This is a genomic window from Streptomyces sp. NPDC091280, from assembly GCF_044768565.1.
Lineage (GTDB): Bacteria > Actinomycetota > Actinomycetes > Streptomycetales > Streptomycetaceae > Streptomyces.
On sequence record NZ_JBIVUZ010000005.1, the window covers coordinates 280,055 to 295,975 of the forward strand.

The 15,921-nt window shown below is 69.8% G+C and carries 13 protein-coding genes; 10 read left to right on the forward strand and 3 right to left on the reverse strand.

The annotated features are described in order from the left end of the window. The 3 genes from ACIQPR_RS17295 to ACIQPR_RS17305 all read right to left on the reverse strand — a co-directional run bounded on the left by ACIQPR_RS17295 (position 1) and on the right by ACIQPR_RS17305 (position 2,780). A complete protein-coding gene (locus tag ACIQPR_RS17295; protein ID WP_403648552.1) occupies positions 1-873 on the reverse strand; it encodes an acyl-CoA thioesterase in 873 nt (290 codons plus the stop codon). 35 nt (positions 874-908) lie between these two features. Continuing rightward, positions 909-2,066, reverse strand: a complete 1,158-nt coding sequence (locus ACIQPR_RS17300) for an acyl-CoA dehydrogenase family protein (RefSeq protein ID WP_403648554.1) — start codon at positions 2,064-2,066, stop codon at positions 909-911. 108 nt (positions 2,067-2,174) lie between these two features. Continuing rightward, on the reverse strand, positions 2,175-2,780 hold the full coding sequence (locus ACIQPR_RS17305; RefSeq protein ID WP_403648557.1) for a TetR/AcrR family transcriptional regulator: 606 nt from the start codon (positions 2,778-2,780) through the stop codon (positions 2,175-2,177). A gap of 106 nt (positions 2,781-2,886) precedes the next feature. Here ACIQPR_RS17305 and ACIQPR_RS17310 point away from each other — a divergent pair, with 106 nt between their 5' ends. The 10 genes from ACIQPR_RS17310 to ACIQPR_RS17355 all read left to right on the forward strand — a co-directional run bounded on the left by ACIQPR_RS17310 (position 2,887) and on the right by ACIQPR_RS17355 (position 15,873). Further along, complete coding sequence (locus tag ACIQPR_RS17310; RefSeq protein WP_403648560.1) at positions 2,887-4,503, forward strand: carboxyl transferase domain-containing protein; 1,617 nt, start codon at positions 2,887-2,889, stop codon at positions 4,501-4,503. A 23-nt stretch (positions 4,504-4,526) separates the two neighbouring features. Further along, positions 4,527-6,440: an acetyl/propionyl/methylcrotonyl-CoA carboxylase subunit alpha gene (locus ACIQPR_RS17315; protein ID WP_403648563.1), complete on the forward strand. Its 1,914-nt coding sequence runs from the start codon at positions 4,527-4,529 to the stop codon at positions 6,438-6,440. An 8-nt stretch (positions 6,441-6,448) separates the two neighbouring features. After that, positions 6,449-7,387, forward strand: a complete 939-nt coding sequence (locus tag ACIQPR_RS17320; protein WP_403649343.1) for a hydroxymethylglutaryl-CoA lyase — start codon at positions 6,449-6,451, stop codon at positions 7,385-7,387. Positions 7,388-7,392: 5 nt separating this feature from the next. Continuing rightward, positions 7,393-8,553, forward strand: coding sequence for an acyl-CoA dehydrogenase family protein (locus tag ACIQPR_RS17325; protein ID WP_403648566.1), 1,161 nt, complete (start codon positions 7,393-7,395; stop codon positions 8,551-8,553). Between the two features lie 122 nt (positions 8,554-8,675). Next, positions 8,676-9,725 (forward strand): ABC transporter substrate-binding protein, encoded by a 1,050-nt coding sequence (locus tag ACIQPR_RS17330; RefSeq protein WP_403648569.1) that lies wholly within the window; start codon positions 8,676-8,678, stop codon positions 9,723-9,725. A 105-nt stretch (positions 9,726-9,830) separates the two neighbouring features. Beyond that, positions 9,831-10,664: a siderophore-interacting protein gene (locus ACIQPR_RS17335; protein ID WP_403648571.1), complete on the forward strand. Its 834-nt coding sequence runs from the start codon at positions 9,831-9,833 to the stop codon at positions 10,662-10,664. Between the two features lie 155 nt (positions 10,665-10,819). Then, on the forward strand, positions 10,820-12,262 hold the full coding sequence (gene desA, locus ACIQPR_RS17340) for a lysine decarboxylase DesA (RefSeq protein ID WP_403648574.1): 1,443 nt from the start codon (positions 10,820-10,822) through the stop codon (positions 12,260-12,262). After that, positions 12,246-13,529, forward strand: a complete 1,284-nt coding sequence (locus ACIQPR_RS17345) for a lysine N(6)-hydroxylase/L-ornithine N(5)-oxygenase family protein (protein WP_403648577.1) — start codon at positions 12,246-12,248, stop codon at positions 13,527-13,529. The genes desA and ACIQPR_RS17345 overlap by 17 nt, the downstream gene beginning before the upstream one ends. Further along, positions 13,526-14,098, forward strand: coding sequence for a GNAT family N-acetyltransferase (locus ACIQPR_RS17350; RefSeq protein WP_403648579.1), 573 nt, complete (start codon positions 13,526-13,528; stop codon positions 14,096-14,098). The genes ACIQPR_RS17345 and ACIQPR_RS17350 overlap by 4 nt, the downstream gene beginning before the upstream one ends. Further along, positions 14,095-15,873, forward strand: a complete 1,779-nt coding sequence (locus ACIQPR_RS17355; protein ID WP_403648582.1) for an IucA/IucC family protein — start codon at positions 14,095-14,097, stop codon at positions 15,871-15,873. The genes ACIQPR_RS17350 and ACIQPR_RS17355 overlap by 4 nt, the downstream gene beginning before the upstream one ends. Positions 15,874-15,921 lie beyond the last annotated feature (48 nt).

The window sequence follows — 15,921 nt, forward strand, 5'->3', positions numbered from 1 at the left end:
TCAGTCTTCCCGAGGAACCCGGACCACGCCTTCCTGAATCACGGAGACGGCCAGACGGCCGTCCTGTGTGTAGATCCGGGCCTGCCCGAGTCCGCGCCCGCCGAACGCCGAGGGCGACTCCTGGTCGTAGAGCAGCCACTCGTCCGCGCGGAACGGCCGGTGGAACCACATCGCGTGGTCGAGAGACGCTCCCACGACGTCCCCCACGGCCCAGCCGCCGCGGCCGTGCGCGAGGAGGATCGAGTCGAGGAGGGTCATGTCGGAGACGTAGGTCGCGAGGACCACGTGGAGGAGCGGGTCGTCCGCCAGCTTGCCGTTGGTGCGGAACCAGACCTGGGAGTGCGGTTCGCGCGGCTCGCCGAAGCGGCCGTACGGCGGGTCGTCGACGTAGCGGAGGTCGATCGCCTGACGTGCCTCCAGGAATCGTTCAACGATCCCCTGGTCGAGGTGGTCGTAGCCGAGCAGCCGTTCGCGGCCGGTGGGGACCGTCTCCGGGTCGGGCGCGGGCGGCATGGGGGCCTGGTGGTCGAGGCCTTCCTCGTACGCCTGGAAGGACGCCGAGAGCGCGAAGATCGGCCGGCCGTGCTGGACGGCGACCGCGCGGCGGGTGGTGAAGGAGCGGCCGTCGCGGATCCGCTCGACGTTGTAGACGATGGGCGCGCCCGGGTCGCCCGTACGCAGGAAGTACGCGTGCAGGGAGTGGGCGTAGCGGTCGGCGGGGACCGTGCGCCCGGCGGCGACCAGGGCCTGCGCCGCCACCTGGCCCCCGAAGACGCGGGGGACGACGGCGGAGCGGGACCGGCCGCGGAAGATGTTCTCCTCGATCTGCTCGAGGTCGAGCAGATCGAGGAGATCCTGAAGTGCCTGGTTCATGGTGTTTGTTGTACCCGGCGGTAATTGCCGGGACCTTACAGACCCATGTCCTTGGCGATGATCGTCTTCATGATCTCGCTGGTGCCGCCGTAGATGCGGTTGACGCGGTTGTCCGCGTACAGGCGGGCGATCGGGTACTCGTTCATGAAGCCGTAGCCGCCGTGCAGCTGGAGGCAGCGGTCGATCACGCGGTGGGCGACCTCGGTGGTGAACAGCTTCGCGCTGGCGGCCTCGGCGGGCGTCAGCTCACCGGCGTCGAGGGCCTCCGTGGCCCGGTCGACGACGGCCTCGGCGGCGTCCACCTCGGCCTGGCAGGCGGCCAGTTCGAACTTGGTGTTCTGGAACGCGGCGACGGGCTGGCCGAAGACCACGCGGTCCTGGACGTACTGCTTCGCGAACCGGACGGCCGCCTTGGCCTGGGCGTAGGCGCCGAAGGCGATGCCCCAGCGCTCGGAGGCGAGGTTGTGGCCGAGGTAGTAGAAGCCCTTGTTCTCCTCGCCGAGCAGGTCCTCGACGGGCACCTTGACGTCGACGAACGCCAGCTCGGCGGTGTCGGAGGTCTTCAGGCCGAGCTTGTCGAGCTTGCGGCCGACCGAGTAGCCCTCGGCCTTGGTGTCCACCACGAAGAGGGAGATGCCGTGGCGGCGGTCCTCCTTGGTGGCCGAGGCGGTACGGGCGCAGACGATCATGCGGTCGGCGTGCACGCCCCCGGTGATGAAGGTCTTGGCGCCGTTGAGGACGTAGTGCGTGCCGTCCTCGGAGAGCTTGGCGGTGGTCTTCATGCCCGCGAGGTCGGAACCGGTGCCCGGCTCCGTCATCGCGATGGCCCACATCTCCTCGCCGGTGACGAACTTGGGGAGGTACTTCTTCTTCTGCTCGTCGTTGGCGAGCAGCTTGATGTAGGGCAGGCCGAGCAGCACGTGCACACCGGAGCCGCCGAGGGTGACACCCGCGCGCGCGGTCTCCTCGTAGAGGACGGCCTCGAACTTGTACGAGTCGATGCCCGCGCCGCCGTACTCCTCGTCCACGCGGATGCCGAAGACGCCGAGCTCGCCGAGCTTGAGGTAGAAGTCGCGCGGCGCCTGGCCGGCGGCGAACCACTCGTCGTAGACGGGGACGACCTCGGCCTCGATGAAGGCCCGCAGGGTCTCCCGGAACGCCTCGTGGTCCTCGTTGAACACAGTACGGCGCACCGCCGCCACCTCCGCATGGATACCTGACGCATTTCTAAGCGCTTGCTCAGAACCTCACGGTACCGGCGAGTAGGAAGACCGTCCAGCGGAACGGGCACGTAACGCTCGTCACGCCTCCCGGCCGGCCGCCGCCCCCAGCGCCCCCCGGGCCATCCGGTGCAGCAGCTCCGCCGTCGCCGCGCGCCCCGGGAGCGACCCCGGGCGCCCCAGATGCGGGGTCGAGTTCAGCAGTCCGAACACCGAGTGGACCGCCGAGCGCGCGCTCGGTTCGGCCAGCTCCGGATACACCTCCCGGACGACCTCCACCCACAGCTCGACGTACTGCCGCTGCAACTGTCGCACCAGCTTGCGGTCGGTGTCGCGCAGGCGGTCCAGCTCGCGGTCGTGGAGCGTGATCAGGGGGCGGTCGTCGAGGGCGAAGTCGATGTGGCCCTCGACGAGCGAGTCGAGGAGCGCCTCCGCGGAGGTCACCCCCTCCGCCTCCGCCAGACGGCGCTTCGCGCCCGTCAGGAGCCGGCCGCTGATGCCGACCAGCAGTTCGGCGAGCATCGCGTCCTTGCCCGGGAAATGGCGGTAGAGGCCGGGGCCGCTGATGCCGACCGCGGCGCCTATCTCGTCGACGCCGACGCCGTGGAATCCCCGCTCGGCGAAGAGCCGCGCGGCTTCCTTGAGGATCTGCTCGCGACGGGTGGGGGCGTCGGTTCTCGTGGTCATGAAAGCAATTCTAGACAGGGACGTTAGCGGTCGTTAACCTGAAGGAGATGGTTAACGCTCACTAACAGCCGAGAGCGGCCGATCGCTGTGCGAGGGGACCCACGGAATGCAAGAGGCACCGGAGCTGACGAGTGCGGCAGACCCCGCGTCGGAGGCGTGGCGGGCCAACGAGGAGGCGCACCGCGCGCTGGGCGAGGAGCTGCGGCACAAGCTCGCCGCGGCCCGGCTCGGCGGCGGTGAGCGGGCCCGGGAGCGGCACACCGCGCGCGGCAAGCTGCTCCCCCGGGACCGCGTCGACACCCTGCTCGACCCCGGCTCGCCCTTCCTGGAGCTCGCGCCGCTGGCCGCCGACGGGATGTACGACGGGGCCGCCCCCGCCGCCGGTGTGATCGCCGGGATCGGGCGGGTGAGCGGGCGCGAGTGCGTGATCGTCGCCAATGACGCCACGGTCAAGGGCGGGACGTACTACCCGATGACCGTGAAGAAGCATCTGCGCGCCCAGGAGATCGCCCTGGAGAACCGCCTCCCGTGCATCTACCTCGTCGACTCCGGGGGCGCCTTCCTGCCCATGCAGGACGAGGTGTTCCCGGACCGCGAGCACTTCGGGCGGATCTTCTACAACCAGGCCCGGATGTCGGGGGCGGGCATCCCGCAGATCGCCGCCGTGCTGGGCTCGTGCACCGCCGGCGGGGCGTACGTGCCCGCCATGAGCGACGAGGCGGTCATCGTCCGCAACCAGGGGACGATCTTCCTGGGCGGGCCGCCCCTGGTGAAGGCCGCCACCGGTGAGGTCGTCACCGCCGAGGAGCTGGGCGGCGGCGAGGTGCACGCGCGTGTGTCGGGTGTCACCGACCATCTCGCGGAGGACGACGCGCACGCGCTGCGGATCGTCCGGAACATCGCGGCCACGCTCCCCGCGCGCGGGCCGCTGCCCTGGGAGGTCACCGGGACGGACGAGCCGAAGGTCGACCCCTACGGGATCTACGGCGCCGTCCCGGTCGACTCCCGTACCCCCTACGACGTCCGGGAGATCATCGCGCGCGTGGTCGACGGCTCGCGTTTCTCGGAGTTCAAGGCCGAGTTCGGGCAGACCCTGGTCACCGGCTTCGCGCGCGTCCACGGCCATCCGGTCGGCATCGTCGCCAACAACGGCATCCTGTTCTCCGAGTCCGCCCAGAAGGGCGCCCACTTCATCGAGCTGTGCAACCAGCGCGGCATCCCGCTGGTGTTCCTCCAGAACATCTCCGGCTTCATGGTCGGCCGGGACTACGAGGCGGGCGGCATCGCCAAGCACGGCGCCAAGATGGTCACCGCCGTCGCCTGCGCGCGCGTGCCGAAACTGACCGTCGTGGTGGGCGGGTCCTACGGCGCGGGCAACTACTCGATGTGCGGCCGGGCCTACTCCCCCCGCTTCCTGTGGATGTGGCCCGGCGCCAAGATCTCCGTCATGGGCGGCGAACAGGCCGCGTCGGTCCTCGCGACCGTCAAGCGCGACCAGTTGGAGGCGCGCGGGGAGTCCTGGCCCGCCGAGGACGAGGAGACCTTCAAGGACCCGGTCCGGCAGCAGTACGAGCGCCAGGGCAACGCCTACTACGCGACCGCCCGCCTCTGGGACGACGGGGTCATCGACCCCCTGGAGACCCGCCAGGTGCTGGGTCTCGCCCTGACCGCCTGTGCCAACGCGCCTCTGGGGGACCCCCAGTTCGGCGTCTTCCGGATGTGATGAGGGTGCCCGAGATGGTCGACATGTTCGATACGGTCCTGGTGGCCAACCGGGGCGAGATCGCGGTCCGTGTGATCCGCACCCTGCGCTCGCTCGGTGTGCGCTCGGTGGCCGTCTTCTCCGACGCCGACGCGGACGCCCGGCACGTCCGGGAGGCCGACACGGCGGTACGGATCGGTCCCGCCCCGGCGGCGGAGAGCTATCTCTCCGTGGCCCGGCTCCTGGAGGCGGCGGCCCGCACCGGCGCCCAGGCCGTGCACCCGGGGTACGGCTTCCTCGCGGAGAACGCGGCCTTCGCGCGCGCGTGCGCCGACGCCGGGCTGGTCTTCATCGGCCCGCCCGCCGACGCCATCGCCCTCATGGGCGACAAGATCCGCGCCAAGGAGACGGTGGAGGCGGCCGGTGTCCCGGTCGTCCCCGGCGGCCGTGACCCCGAACTCGCCGAGGCCGCCCACAAGTTGGGCGCCCCCGTCCTCCTCAAGCCCTCGGCGGGCGGTGGCGGCAAGGGCATGCGCCTGGTCCGCGACCTCGGCCTCCTGGACGACGAGATCGCCGCCGCGCGCCGCGAGGCCCGCGCCTCCTTCGGCGACGACACCCTCCTGGTCGAGCGCTGGGTCGACCGCCCCCGGCACATCGAGATCCAGGTCCTGGCCGACGGCCACGGCAATGTGGTCCACCTTGGCGAGCGCGAGTGCTCCCTGCAACGCCGGCACCAGAAGGTGATCGAGGAGGCCCCGAGCGTCCTCCTGGACGAGGCCACGCGCGCGGCGATGGGCGAGGCCGCGGTCCAGGCGGCCCGCTCGTGCGGGTACGCGGGCGCGGGCACGGTGGAGTTCATCGTCCCCGGCGGCGACCCGTCGTCGTACTACTTCATGGAGATGAACACCCGGCTCCAAGTGGAGCACCCGGTCACGGAGTTGGTGACCGGGCTCGATCTGGTGGAGTGGCAGCTGCGGGTGGCGGCGGGTGAGCGGCTGCCGTTCGCGCAGGAGGAGATCACGCTCACCGGGCACGCGGTGGAGGCACGCATCTGCGCCGAGGACCCTTCACGCGGGTTCCTGCCCTCCGGCGGCACGGTGTCGATGCTGCGCGAACCCTCCGGTGACGGCGTCCGCACCGACTCCGGCCTCTCCGAGGGCACCGAGGTGGGCAGCCTCTACGACCCGATGCTCGCCAAGGTCATCGCCTACGGCCCCGACCGCGCGACCGCGCTCCGCAAGCTGCGGGCCGCCCTCGCGGACACGGTCACCCTGGGCGTGCCGACCAACGCCGGTTTCCTACGACGGCTGCTGGCCCATCCGGCGGTCGTGGCGGGCGAGTTGGACACCGGGCTGGTCGAGCGCGAGGTGGACTCCCTCGTGTCGGACGAGGTGCCCGAGGAGGTGTACGAGGCGGCGGCGGCCGTACGCCTGGAGGCGCTCCGCCCGAAGAACACCGGCTGGACCGACCCCTTCTCCGTGCCGGACGGCTGGCGGCTGGGCGGCACACCGAAACCCGTCGCCTTCCAGCTGCGGGTGACCGAGCCCGTGGAGTACGTCCCGCGCGGGAGCCACACCGTCACCGCGGACCAGGTGTCCGTGACCCTCGACGGGGTCCGCCACACCTTCCACCGGGCCGGCGACTGGCTCGGCCGGGACGGGGACGCCTGGCTGGTGCGGGACCACGACCCGGTGGCCGCCTCGCTCGGCGGGGCCGACCGCTCCGGCGCCGGTTCGCTGACCGCGCCCATGCCCGGGACGGTGACCGTGGTGAAGGTCGCCGTGGGGGATCAAGTGACCGCCGGGCAGAGCCTGTTGGTGGTCGAGGCGATGAAGATGGAGCACGTCGTCTCCGCGCCGCACGCCGGCACCGTCGCCGAACTCGACGTGACCCCCGGTGCGACGGTCGCCATGGACCAGGTGCTGGCGGTCGTCACCCCCGTGGAGGAGGACCAGTGACACTCCCGATGGTCGTACCGGCCCCCGATCTGCCCGCCCGGGTGCGCATCCACGAGGTGGGTGCCCGTGACGGACTCCAGAACGAGAAGTCGACCGTGCCGACCGAGGTCAAGGCCGAGTTCATCCGGCGGCTGGCCGGGGCCGGCCTGACCACGATCGAGGCCACCAGCTTCGTCCACCCCAAGTGGGTGCCCCAACTGGCCGACGCCGAGCAGCTGTTCCCGCTCGTGCGGGAGCTGCCGGGGGTGCATCTGCCGGTCCTCGTGCCGAACGGCCGCGGCCTGGACCGGGCCCTGGCGCTGGACGCGAACCGCGTCGCCGTCTTCGCCAGCGCCACCGAGTCCTTCGCCAAGGCCAACCTCAACCGCACGGTGGACGAGTCGCTGGCCGTGTTCGCGCCGGTCGTGGCCCGCGCCAAGGACGAGGGCGCCCATGTGCGCGGCTATCTCTCCATGTGCTTCGGCGACCCCTGGGAGGGTGTGGTCCCCATCGCCCAAGTGGTCCGTGTCTGCCGGGCGTTGGTCGACATGGGCTGCGACGAGCTGAGCCTCGGCGACACGATCGGGGTGGCGACCCCAGGACACGTCCTGGAACTTCTGGCCGCGCTCAACGAACAGCGCGTCCCCACCGACGTGTTGGGCGTGCACTTCCACGACACCTACGGCCAGGCCCTCGCCAACACCCTGGCCGCCCTCCAGCACGGCGTCACCACCGTGGACGCCTCCGCGGGCGGCCTCGGCGGCTGCCCGTTCGCCAAGTCCGCCACCGGCAACCTCGCCACCGAGGACCTGGTCTGGATGCTCCAGGGGCTCGGCATCGACTCCGGAGTCGACCTCGCCCGTCTCACCGCCACCAGCGTGTGGATGGCCGGACAACTGGGCCGACCCAGCCCGTCCCGCACCGTCCGCGCACTCGGTACGACCGCGCAGCCCCACAAGGAGCAGTGACCGCCATGGACCACCGTCTCTCCCCCGAGCTGGAAGAACTCCGACGTACGGTCGAGGAGTTCGCGCACGACGTCGTCGCACCGAAGATCGGCGACTTCTACGAGCGGCACGAGTTCCCGTACGAGATCGTCCGCGAGATGGGCCGCATGGGCCTGTTCGGGCTGCCGTTCCCCGAGGAGCACGGCGGGATGGGCGGCGACTATCTGGCGCTGGGCCTGGTCCTGGAGGAGCTGGCCCGGGTCGACTCGTCGGTGGCGATCACCCTGGAGGCCGGGGTGTCGCTGGGCGCGATGCCGATCCATCTCTTCGGCACCGACGCGCAGAAGGCCGAGTGGCTGCCCCGGCTGTGCTCCGGCGAGATCCTGGGCGCCTTCGGGCTGACCGAGCCGGACGGCGGCTCGGACGCGGGGGCGACCCGGACGACGGCCCGCCTGGACCCGGACACCGACGAATGGGTCATCAACGGCTCCAAGTGCTTCATCACCAACTCCGGTACGGACATCACCGGTCTGGTGACGGTCACCGCCGTCACCGGTCGCAAGCCCGACGGCAAGCCGCTGATCTCGGCGATCATCGTGCCGTCCGGGACACCCGGCTTCACGGTCGCGGCGCCGTACTCGAAGGTCGGCTGGAACGCCTCGGACACCCGTGAGCTGTCCTTCGCGGACGTCCGGGTCCCGGCGGCGAACCTGCTCGGCGAACAGGGGCGCGGCTACGCCCAGTTCCTGCGCATCCTCGACGAGGGCCGCATCGCCATCGCGGCCCTCGCGACCGGTCTGGCGCAGGGCTGTGTCGACGAGTCGGTGAAGTACGCCAAGGAACGGCACGCGTTCGGACGGCCGATCGGCGCCAACCAGGCCATCCAGTTCAAGATCGCCGACATGGAGATGAAGGCCCACACCGCCCGCCTGGCCTGGCGCGACGCGGCCTCCCGGCTGCTGGCGGGCGAGCCCTTCAAGAAGGAGGCGGCCCTCGCCAAGCTGTACTCCTCCACCATCGCCGTCGACAACGCCCGCGACGCCACGCAGGTGCACGGCGGCTACGGCTTCATGAACGAGTACCCGGTGGCCCGCATGTGGCGCGACTCCAAGATCCTGGAGATCGGCGAGGGCACCAGCGAGGTCCAACGGATGCTGATCGCCAGGGAGTTGGGCCTCACCGGCTGAGCGTCCGGCGGCTGCGCCGGTGACCGCGCGGGCACCCCACCCGCTGGACATCTAGTGAGGTTAGGCTAACCTACCTTCGAATTGTCCGGCGGGTGCTCCGCCCTGTTCGAAAGCAGCCACACATGTCCAACGCCCGTGCCACCCACCTCTCCCGCCGCGGCATCCTCGCCGCGGGCGGCGCCCTCGGCCTCGGCGCCGTGCTCGCGGCCTGCGGGGAGGACGACGCGAAAAGCGGTGGCTCGGTCAAGGAGACGACGGCCGCCGAGTCCGGCCCCTGGACCTTCAAGGACGACCGCGGCCAGACCGCGAAGGCCGACAAGACGCCGGCGACCATCGTCTCCTTCATCGGTGTCGCCGCCGCGCTGCACGACTACGGCATCGAGTCCAAGGGCGTCTTCGGCCCGACGAAGCTGAAGGACGGCAAGGCCGACGTACAGGCCGGCGACCTGGACATCAGCAAGGTCACGATCATCGGCAACGAGTGGGGCCAGTTCAACATCGAGAAGTACGCGGCCCTCTCCCCCGACGTCCTCCTCACCACGATGTTCGACGCGGCCGGCACGCTCTGGTACGTCCCGGAGGAGTCGAAGAAGAAGATCCTCGCCGTGGGCGCCCCGACCGTCGGCATCTCCGTCTACGACGTCCAGCTGCCGCAGCCGCTGGCACGCATGCTGGAACTCGCCAAGTCCCTCGGCGCGGACACCACTTCCACCACGATCACCGCGGCCAAGAAGCGCTTCGAGGACGCGGCGGCCCGGCTGCGCGCCGCCGCCAAGGCCAATCCGGACATCAAGGTCCTCGCCGGTTCCGCGAGCCAGGACATCTTCTACGTCTCCGGGTCGAACCTCTCCGTCGACCTGGAGTACTACAAGGCGCTCGGCGTGAACTTCGTCGAGCCGTCCGCCGCCGCGCTGAAGGCCAGCGGCGGCTGGTACGAGAACCTCAGCTGGGAGAACGTCGACAAGTACGCGGCGGACATCATCATGATGGACAACCGCACCTCGGCGATCCAGCCCGCCGACATCACCGAGGGCACGTGGAAGAAGCTGCCCGCGGTGAAGGCGAACCAGGTGATCGCCCGTAATCCCGAGCCGATTCTGTCGTACGACAAGTGCGCGCCGCTGCTTGAGGACTTGGCCAAGGCGATCGAGAACGCGAAGAAGGTCAGCTGACCCAGGGGTTTCGCGTTGTGGGTCGCTGCGGGTCCGTTGTGGCTGGGCGCGCACTTCCCCGCGCCCCTGGGGAACTGGCCCTGACGCCGATTCAGGAGTTACCGCATGACGACGGCCGTAGCCGCTCCGTTCCGCTTCTTTTCTCTCCAGGTCGTGCGGACGGAGCGGCTGGGGCCGTCCTTCGTCCGTGTCACCTTCGCCGGGGACGACCTGGCGCACTTCTTCTCCGACGGGTGTGATCAGTCCCTGTCGTTGTTCCTGCCGCATCCGGGGCAGTCGGAACCCGCCGTGCCTTGTCAGTTGGGCGATGGATGGTGGCAGGCCTGGCGTGAACTGCCCGACGACGTACGGGCGGTGATGCGCTCGTACACCTTGCGCGCTCTGCGGCGCGGACCCGATGAGATCGACATCGACTTCGTGCTGCACGAGCCGGCCGGGCCCGCCTCCGGTTGGGCCTCGCGTGCCTGCGCCGGTGACCGGGTGGTGCTGCTCGGGCCGGCCGTCGCGGACAATCGGGCGATCCGGTTCCGGCCGCCGGAGGACACCGATCTGGTGGTCGTCTGGGGTGATGAGACCGCCGTACCGGCCGTGTCCGCCATCCTCGAAGCGTTGCCTGCGGGCATCTGTGCGCGGGTCTGGCTGGAGGTCCGACACCCCGATGACATCCAGGACTTGGAGACGGCCGCCGACGCCGACATCACCTGGCTGGTACGGGAGGACGACTGCGGCCAGGACTCCCCCCTGGCCCTCGCCGCCCTGCGCGCGGCTCAACTTCCCTCCGCCGAGCGGCCGTACGTGTGGATCGCCGGTGAGTCCGGTCAAGTGAAGGCGCTGCGGCGGCACTTCGTGGGCGAGCGCGGGATCGACCGGCGCCGGGTGACGTTCGTCGGGTACTGGCGGCAAGGGCTCAGCGAGGAGCAGTTGCGCGAAGCCGGGTGAGGGACGGCTGATGTGTGAGTGACACCTGAGTGACAGCGGTCACGGGAGCGGCGGGCCTTTCCGATGTTGAGTTAGGTTAGGCTTACCTAAGTTGATGTTGCGGAACCCCGCCGCTCACCTGTCCCGCACGGACTTCCCCACCGGAGGACCCCCACATGCGCTCGCACCTGCTCAATGACACGACTGCGGAGCACTACCGCCGCTCCGTGACGCAAGGCGTGGAGCGGGTGGCGGCCAAACTCGCCACCACCGAACGACCGTTCACCGGCGTCACGGTCGACGCCCTCTCCCCCCTCATCGACCGCATCGACCTCGACCGCCCGCTGCACGACACCACCGCGGTGCTCGACGAGCTGGACGAGGTCTACCTGCGGGACGCGATCTACTTCCACCACCCCCGCTACCTCGCCCACCTCAACTGCCCCGTCGTCATCCCGGCGGTGCTCGGCGAGGCGGTGCTCTCCGCCGTCAACTCCTCCCTGGACACCTGGGACCAGTCGGCCGGCGGCACCCTCATCGAGCGCAAACTGATCGACTGGACCAACGAACGCATCGGCCTCGGGCCGCACGCGGACGGGGTGTTCACCTCCGGCGGCAGCCAGTCCAACCTCCAGGCGCTGCTGCTGGCCCGCGAGGAGGCGAAGACCGACACACTCGCCAAACTGCGCGTCTTCGCCTCCGAGGTCAGCCACTTCAGCGTGAAGAAGTCCGCGAAACTGCTGGGCCTCGGCCAGGACGCCGTCGTGTCGATACCCGTCGGCGCCGACAAGCGGATGCAAACGGTCGCCCTCGCCCGGGAGTTGGAGCGCTGCAAGGCCGCCGGGCTGGTGCCCATGGCCGTCGTCGCCACCGCCGGCACCACCGACTTCGGCTCCATCGACCCGCTGCCCGAAGTCGCCGAACTGTGCGAGCAGTTCGGGGTGTGGATGCACGTCGACGCGGCCTACGGCTGCGGACTGCTCGCCTCGCTCAGGCACCGCGGCCGGATCGACGGCATCGAGCGCGCCGACTCGGTCACCGTGGACTACCACAAGTCCTTCTTCCAGCCGGTGAGTTCGTCCGCCCTGCTGGTCCGCGACGCCGACACCCTGCGCCACGCGACCTATCACGCGGACTACCTCAACCCGCGCCGCATGGTGCAGGAGCGCATCCCCAACCAGGTCGACAAGTCCCTCCAGACCACCCGCCGCTTCGACGCGCTCAAGCTGTGGATGACGCTGCGGGTGATGGGCGCCGACGGCCTCGGCCAACTCTTCGACGAGGTCTGCGACCTGGCCGAGGAGGGCTGGAAGCTGCTGGCCGCCGACCCACGCTTCGACGTGGTCGTCGAGCCCTCGCTCTCCACCCTCGTCTACCGCTACATCCCGGCCACCGTCACCGACCCGGCCGAGATCGACCGCGCCAACCTGTACGCCCGCAAGGCCCTGTTCGCCTCCGGTGACGCGGTGGTCGCGGGCACCAAGGTCGCGGGCCGCCACTACCTCAAGTTCACCCTGCTCAACCCCGAGACGACGGCCGACGACATCGCCGCCGTCCTCGACCTGATCGCCGGCCACGCCGAGCAGTACCTGGGAGAGTCCCTTGACCGCGCTTCCTGAACCCGCCACCAAGACCCACGACTTCGTGGGCATCGGGCTCGGGCCCTTCAACCTCGGCCTCGCCTGCCTCACCGAGCCCATCGCCGAACTCGACGGGATCTTCCTGGACTCGAAGCCCGGCTTCGAGTGGCACGCCGGCATGTTCCTCGACGGCGCCCACCTCCAGACCCCGTTCATGTCGGACCTGGTCACCCTCGCCGACCCGACCTCGCCGTACTCCTTCCTCAACTACCTGAAGGAGAAGGGGCGTCTGTACCCCTTCTACATCCGCGAGAACTTCTATCCGCTGCGGGTCGAGTACGACGACTACTGCCGCTGGGCCGCCGACCGGCTCTCCAACGTGCGCTTCTCCACGACGGTGACCGAGGTGACGTACGAGGACGCGGACGAGGTCTACGTCGTGCGGACCGAAACCGGCGACCTCTACCGCGCCCGGCATCTGGTCCTGGGCACCGGCACCCCGCCCTATCTCCCGGAGGCCGTCGCCGGACTGGGCGGCGACTTCATCCACAACTCCCGCTATATGGCGCACAAGGCGGAGTTGCAGGCCAAGGAGTCGATCACGCTGGTCGGCAGCGGGCAGTCCGCCGCCGAGATCTACCACGACCTGCTGAGCGAGATCGACGTCCACGGCTACGAGTTGAACTGGGTGACGCGTTCGCCGCGCTTCTTCCCGCTGGAGTACACGAAACTCACGCTGGAGATGACCTCCCCGGAGTACATCGACTACTTCCACGCGCTGCCCGAGGACACCCGCTACCGCCTCGCGGCCGAGCAGAAGGGCCTCTTCAAGGGCATCGACGGAGACCTCGTCAACGACATCTTCGACCTGCTGTACCAGAAGCGGGTCGGCGGCCCCGTCCCCACCCGGCTGCTCACCAACTCCTCCCTCAACGACGCCACTTACCGCGACGGCGTCTACGAACTCGCGCTGCGCCAGGAGGAACAGGAGAAGGACTACACCCTGCGCTCGCAGGGCCTGGTCCTCGCCACCGGCTACAAGTACGCCGAACCGGAGTTCCTCAAGCCCGTGCACGAGCGGCTGCGTCACGACTCCCGGGGCAACTTCGACATCGCCCGCAACTACGCGATCGACACCACGGGCCGGGGCGTCTTCCTCCAGAACGCGGGCGTCCACGCGCACAGCATCACGTCCCCCGACCTGGGCATGGGCGCGTACCGCAACTCGTACATCATCCGCGAGCTGCTCGGCACCGAGTACTACCCGGTGGAACAGGCCATCGCGTTCCAGGAGTTCGCCGTATGAGTCCCATGAACCCGGTGACCTTCGCCTTCCGCCCCCTGGACCCCCTGCGCGACGCCGAGTTGCTGCACCGGTGGGTCACCCATCCCAAGGCCGCGTACTGGATGATGCAGGACGCGAAGCTGGAGGACGTCGAGCGGGCCTACATGGAGATCGCGGCCGACGAGCACCAGCAGGCGCTGCTGGGACTCGACGAGGGTGGTGTGCCCGTCTTCCTGATGGAGTACTACGACCCTCGGTACCGCGAACTGGTCGGTCTGTACGAGCCGTTGCCCGGTGATGTCGGGATGCACTTCCTGACGCCCGCCACCGACACGCCCGTCCACGGCTTCACCCGTGCGGTGATCGCCGCCGTGATGGCCCGGCTCTTCGAGGACCCGGCCGTGGCGCGTGTCGTCGTGGAGCCGGACGTGTCCAACACCGCCGTGCACGCCCTGAACGAGACGGTCGGGTTCGTGCCCGAGCGTGAGATCCAGAAGCCGGAGAAGAAAGCCTTGTTGAGCTTCTGCACACGGGAGCAGTTCATGACGGCCGCGGTGGCGGCCCCGGTGGCCAGGGCGGTGTCCGCATGAGTCTCGCCGACGCCGTCGCCCATCTCTCCCCCGAGCGCTGGGAGAACGCCAACCGCCGGCTGATCCGCAAGGCCCTCGCCGAGTTCGCGCACGAGCGGCTGATCACCCCCGAACCGGTCGAGGGGGACGGGGACCTGTACGTCGTCCGCAGTGACGACGGGCTGACGCGCTACCGGTTCACCGCCGTCCGCCGGGCTCTGGACCACTGGCAGGTGGACGCCGACTCGATCACCCGGCAGCGCGACGGCGCCGAACTCCCCCTCGCGGCACTGGACTTCTTCATCGAGCTGCGGAAGTCGCTGGGGCTGAGCGAGGCGATCCTGCCGGTCTATCTGGAGGAGATCTCCTCCACCCTCTCCGGCACCTGCTACAAACTCACCAAGCCGCAGCTCCCGGTCGCCGAGCTGGTGCGGAGCGACTTCCAGGCCATCGAGACGGGGATGACCGAGGGCCACCCCTGCTTCGTCGCCAACAACGGACGGCTCGGCTTCGGCGTCCACGAGTACCTGGCGTACGCCCCCGAGACCGCGAGCCCCATCCGGCTGGTCTGGCTGGCCGCGCACCGCTCGCGGGCCGCGTTCACGGCGGGGGTGGGCATCGAGTACGAGTCGTTCGTCAAGGACGAGTTGGGCGGCGCCACGCTCGACCGCTTCCGTGCCGTCCTGGCCGACCAGGGGCGCGACCCGGACGACTACCTCCTCATCCCCGTGCACCCCTGGCAGTGGTGGAACAAGCTCAGCGTGACCTTCGCCGCCGAGGTGGCCCGGGGTCTGCTGGTGTGCCTGGGCGAGGGCGACGACGAGTACCTCGCCCAGCAGTCCATCCGGACCTTCTTCAACTGGTCCGCCCCCGAGAAGCACTATGTGAAGACGGCCCTGTCCGTCATCAACATGGGCTTCATGCGCGGGCTTTCGGCCGCCTACATGGAGGCGACCCCGGCGATCAACGACTGGCTCGCCCAACTCATCGACAACGACCCGGTGTTGAAGTCCACCGGCCTGTCGGTCATCCGTGAGCGGGCCGCCGTGGGCTACCGGCACCTGGAGTACGAGGCGGCCACCGACCGCTACTCGCCGTACCGGAAAATGCTCGCCGCGCTGTGGCGGGAGAGCCCGGTGTCCTCGCTCCGGGACGGCGAGTCCCTGGCGACGATGGCCTCGCTGGTGCACCTGGACCACGAGGGCGCGTCCTTCGCGGGCGCGCTGATCGAGCGCTCGGGGCTGGCCCCGGTGGAGTGGCTGCGGTCCTATCTGCGGGCGTACTTCACCCCGTTGCTGCACAGCTTCTACGCCTACGACCTGGTGTTCATGCCGCACGGCGAGAACGTGATCCTCGTGCTGGAGGACGGTGTGGTCCGGCGCGCGATCTACAAGGACATCGCCGAGGAGATCGCGGTCATGGACCCGGACGCGGTGCTGCCGCCGGCCGTGGAGCGGCTGCGGGTCGAGGTCCCCGAGGACAAGAAGCTGCTGTCGATCTTCACCGATGTCTTCGACTGCTTCTTCCGGTTCCTCGCCGCGAACCTGGCGGCCGAAGGCGTCCTGGCGGAGGACGACTTCTGGCGCACGGTCGCGGAGGTCACCCGCGAGTACCAGGACGCGGCGCCCGAACTCGCCGACAAGTTCCGGCAGTACGACATGTTCGCCCCGGAGTTCTCACTGTCCTGCCTCAACCGCCTCCAGCTGCGCAACAACGAGCAGATGGTGGACCTGGCGGACCCCTCCGGCGCGCTCCAGCTCGTCGGCACGCTGAAGAACCCCATCGCCGGGTTCTGACCCCACCAGCAGGCGGGCACCCCGGGGTACGGTCCCCCGGGGTGCCCG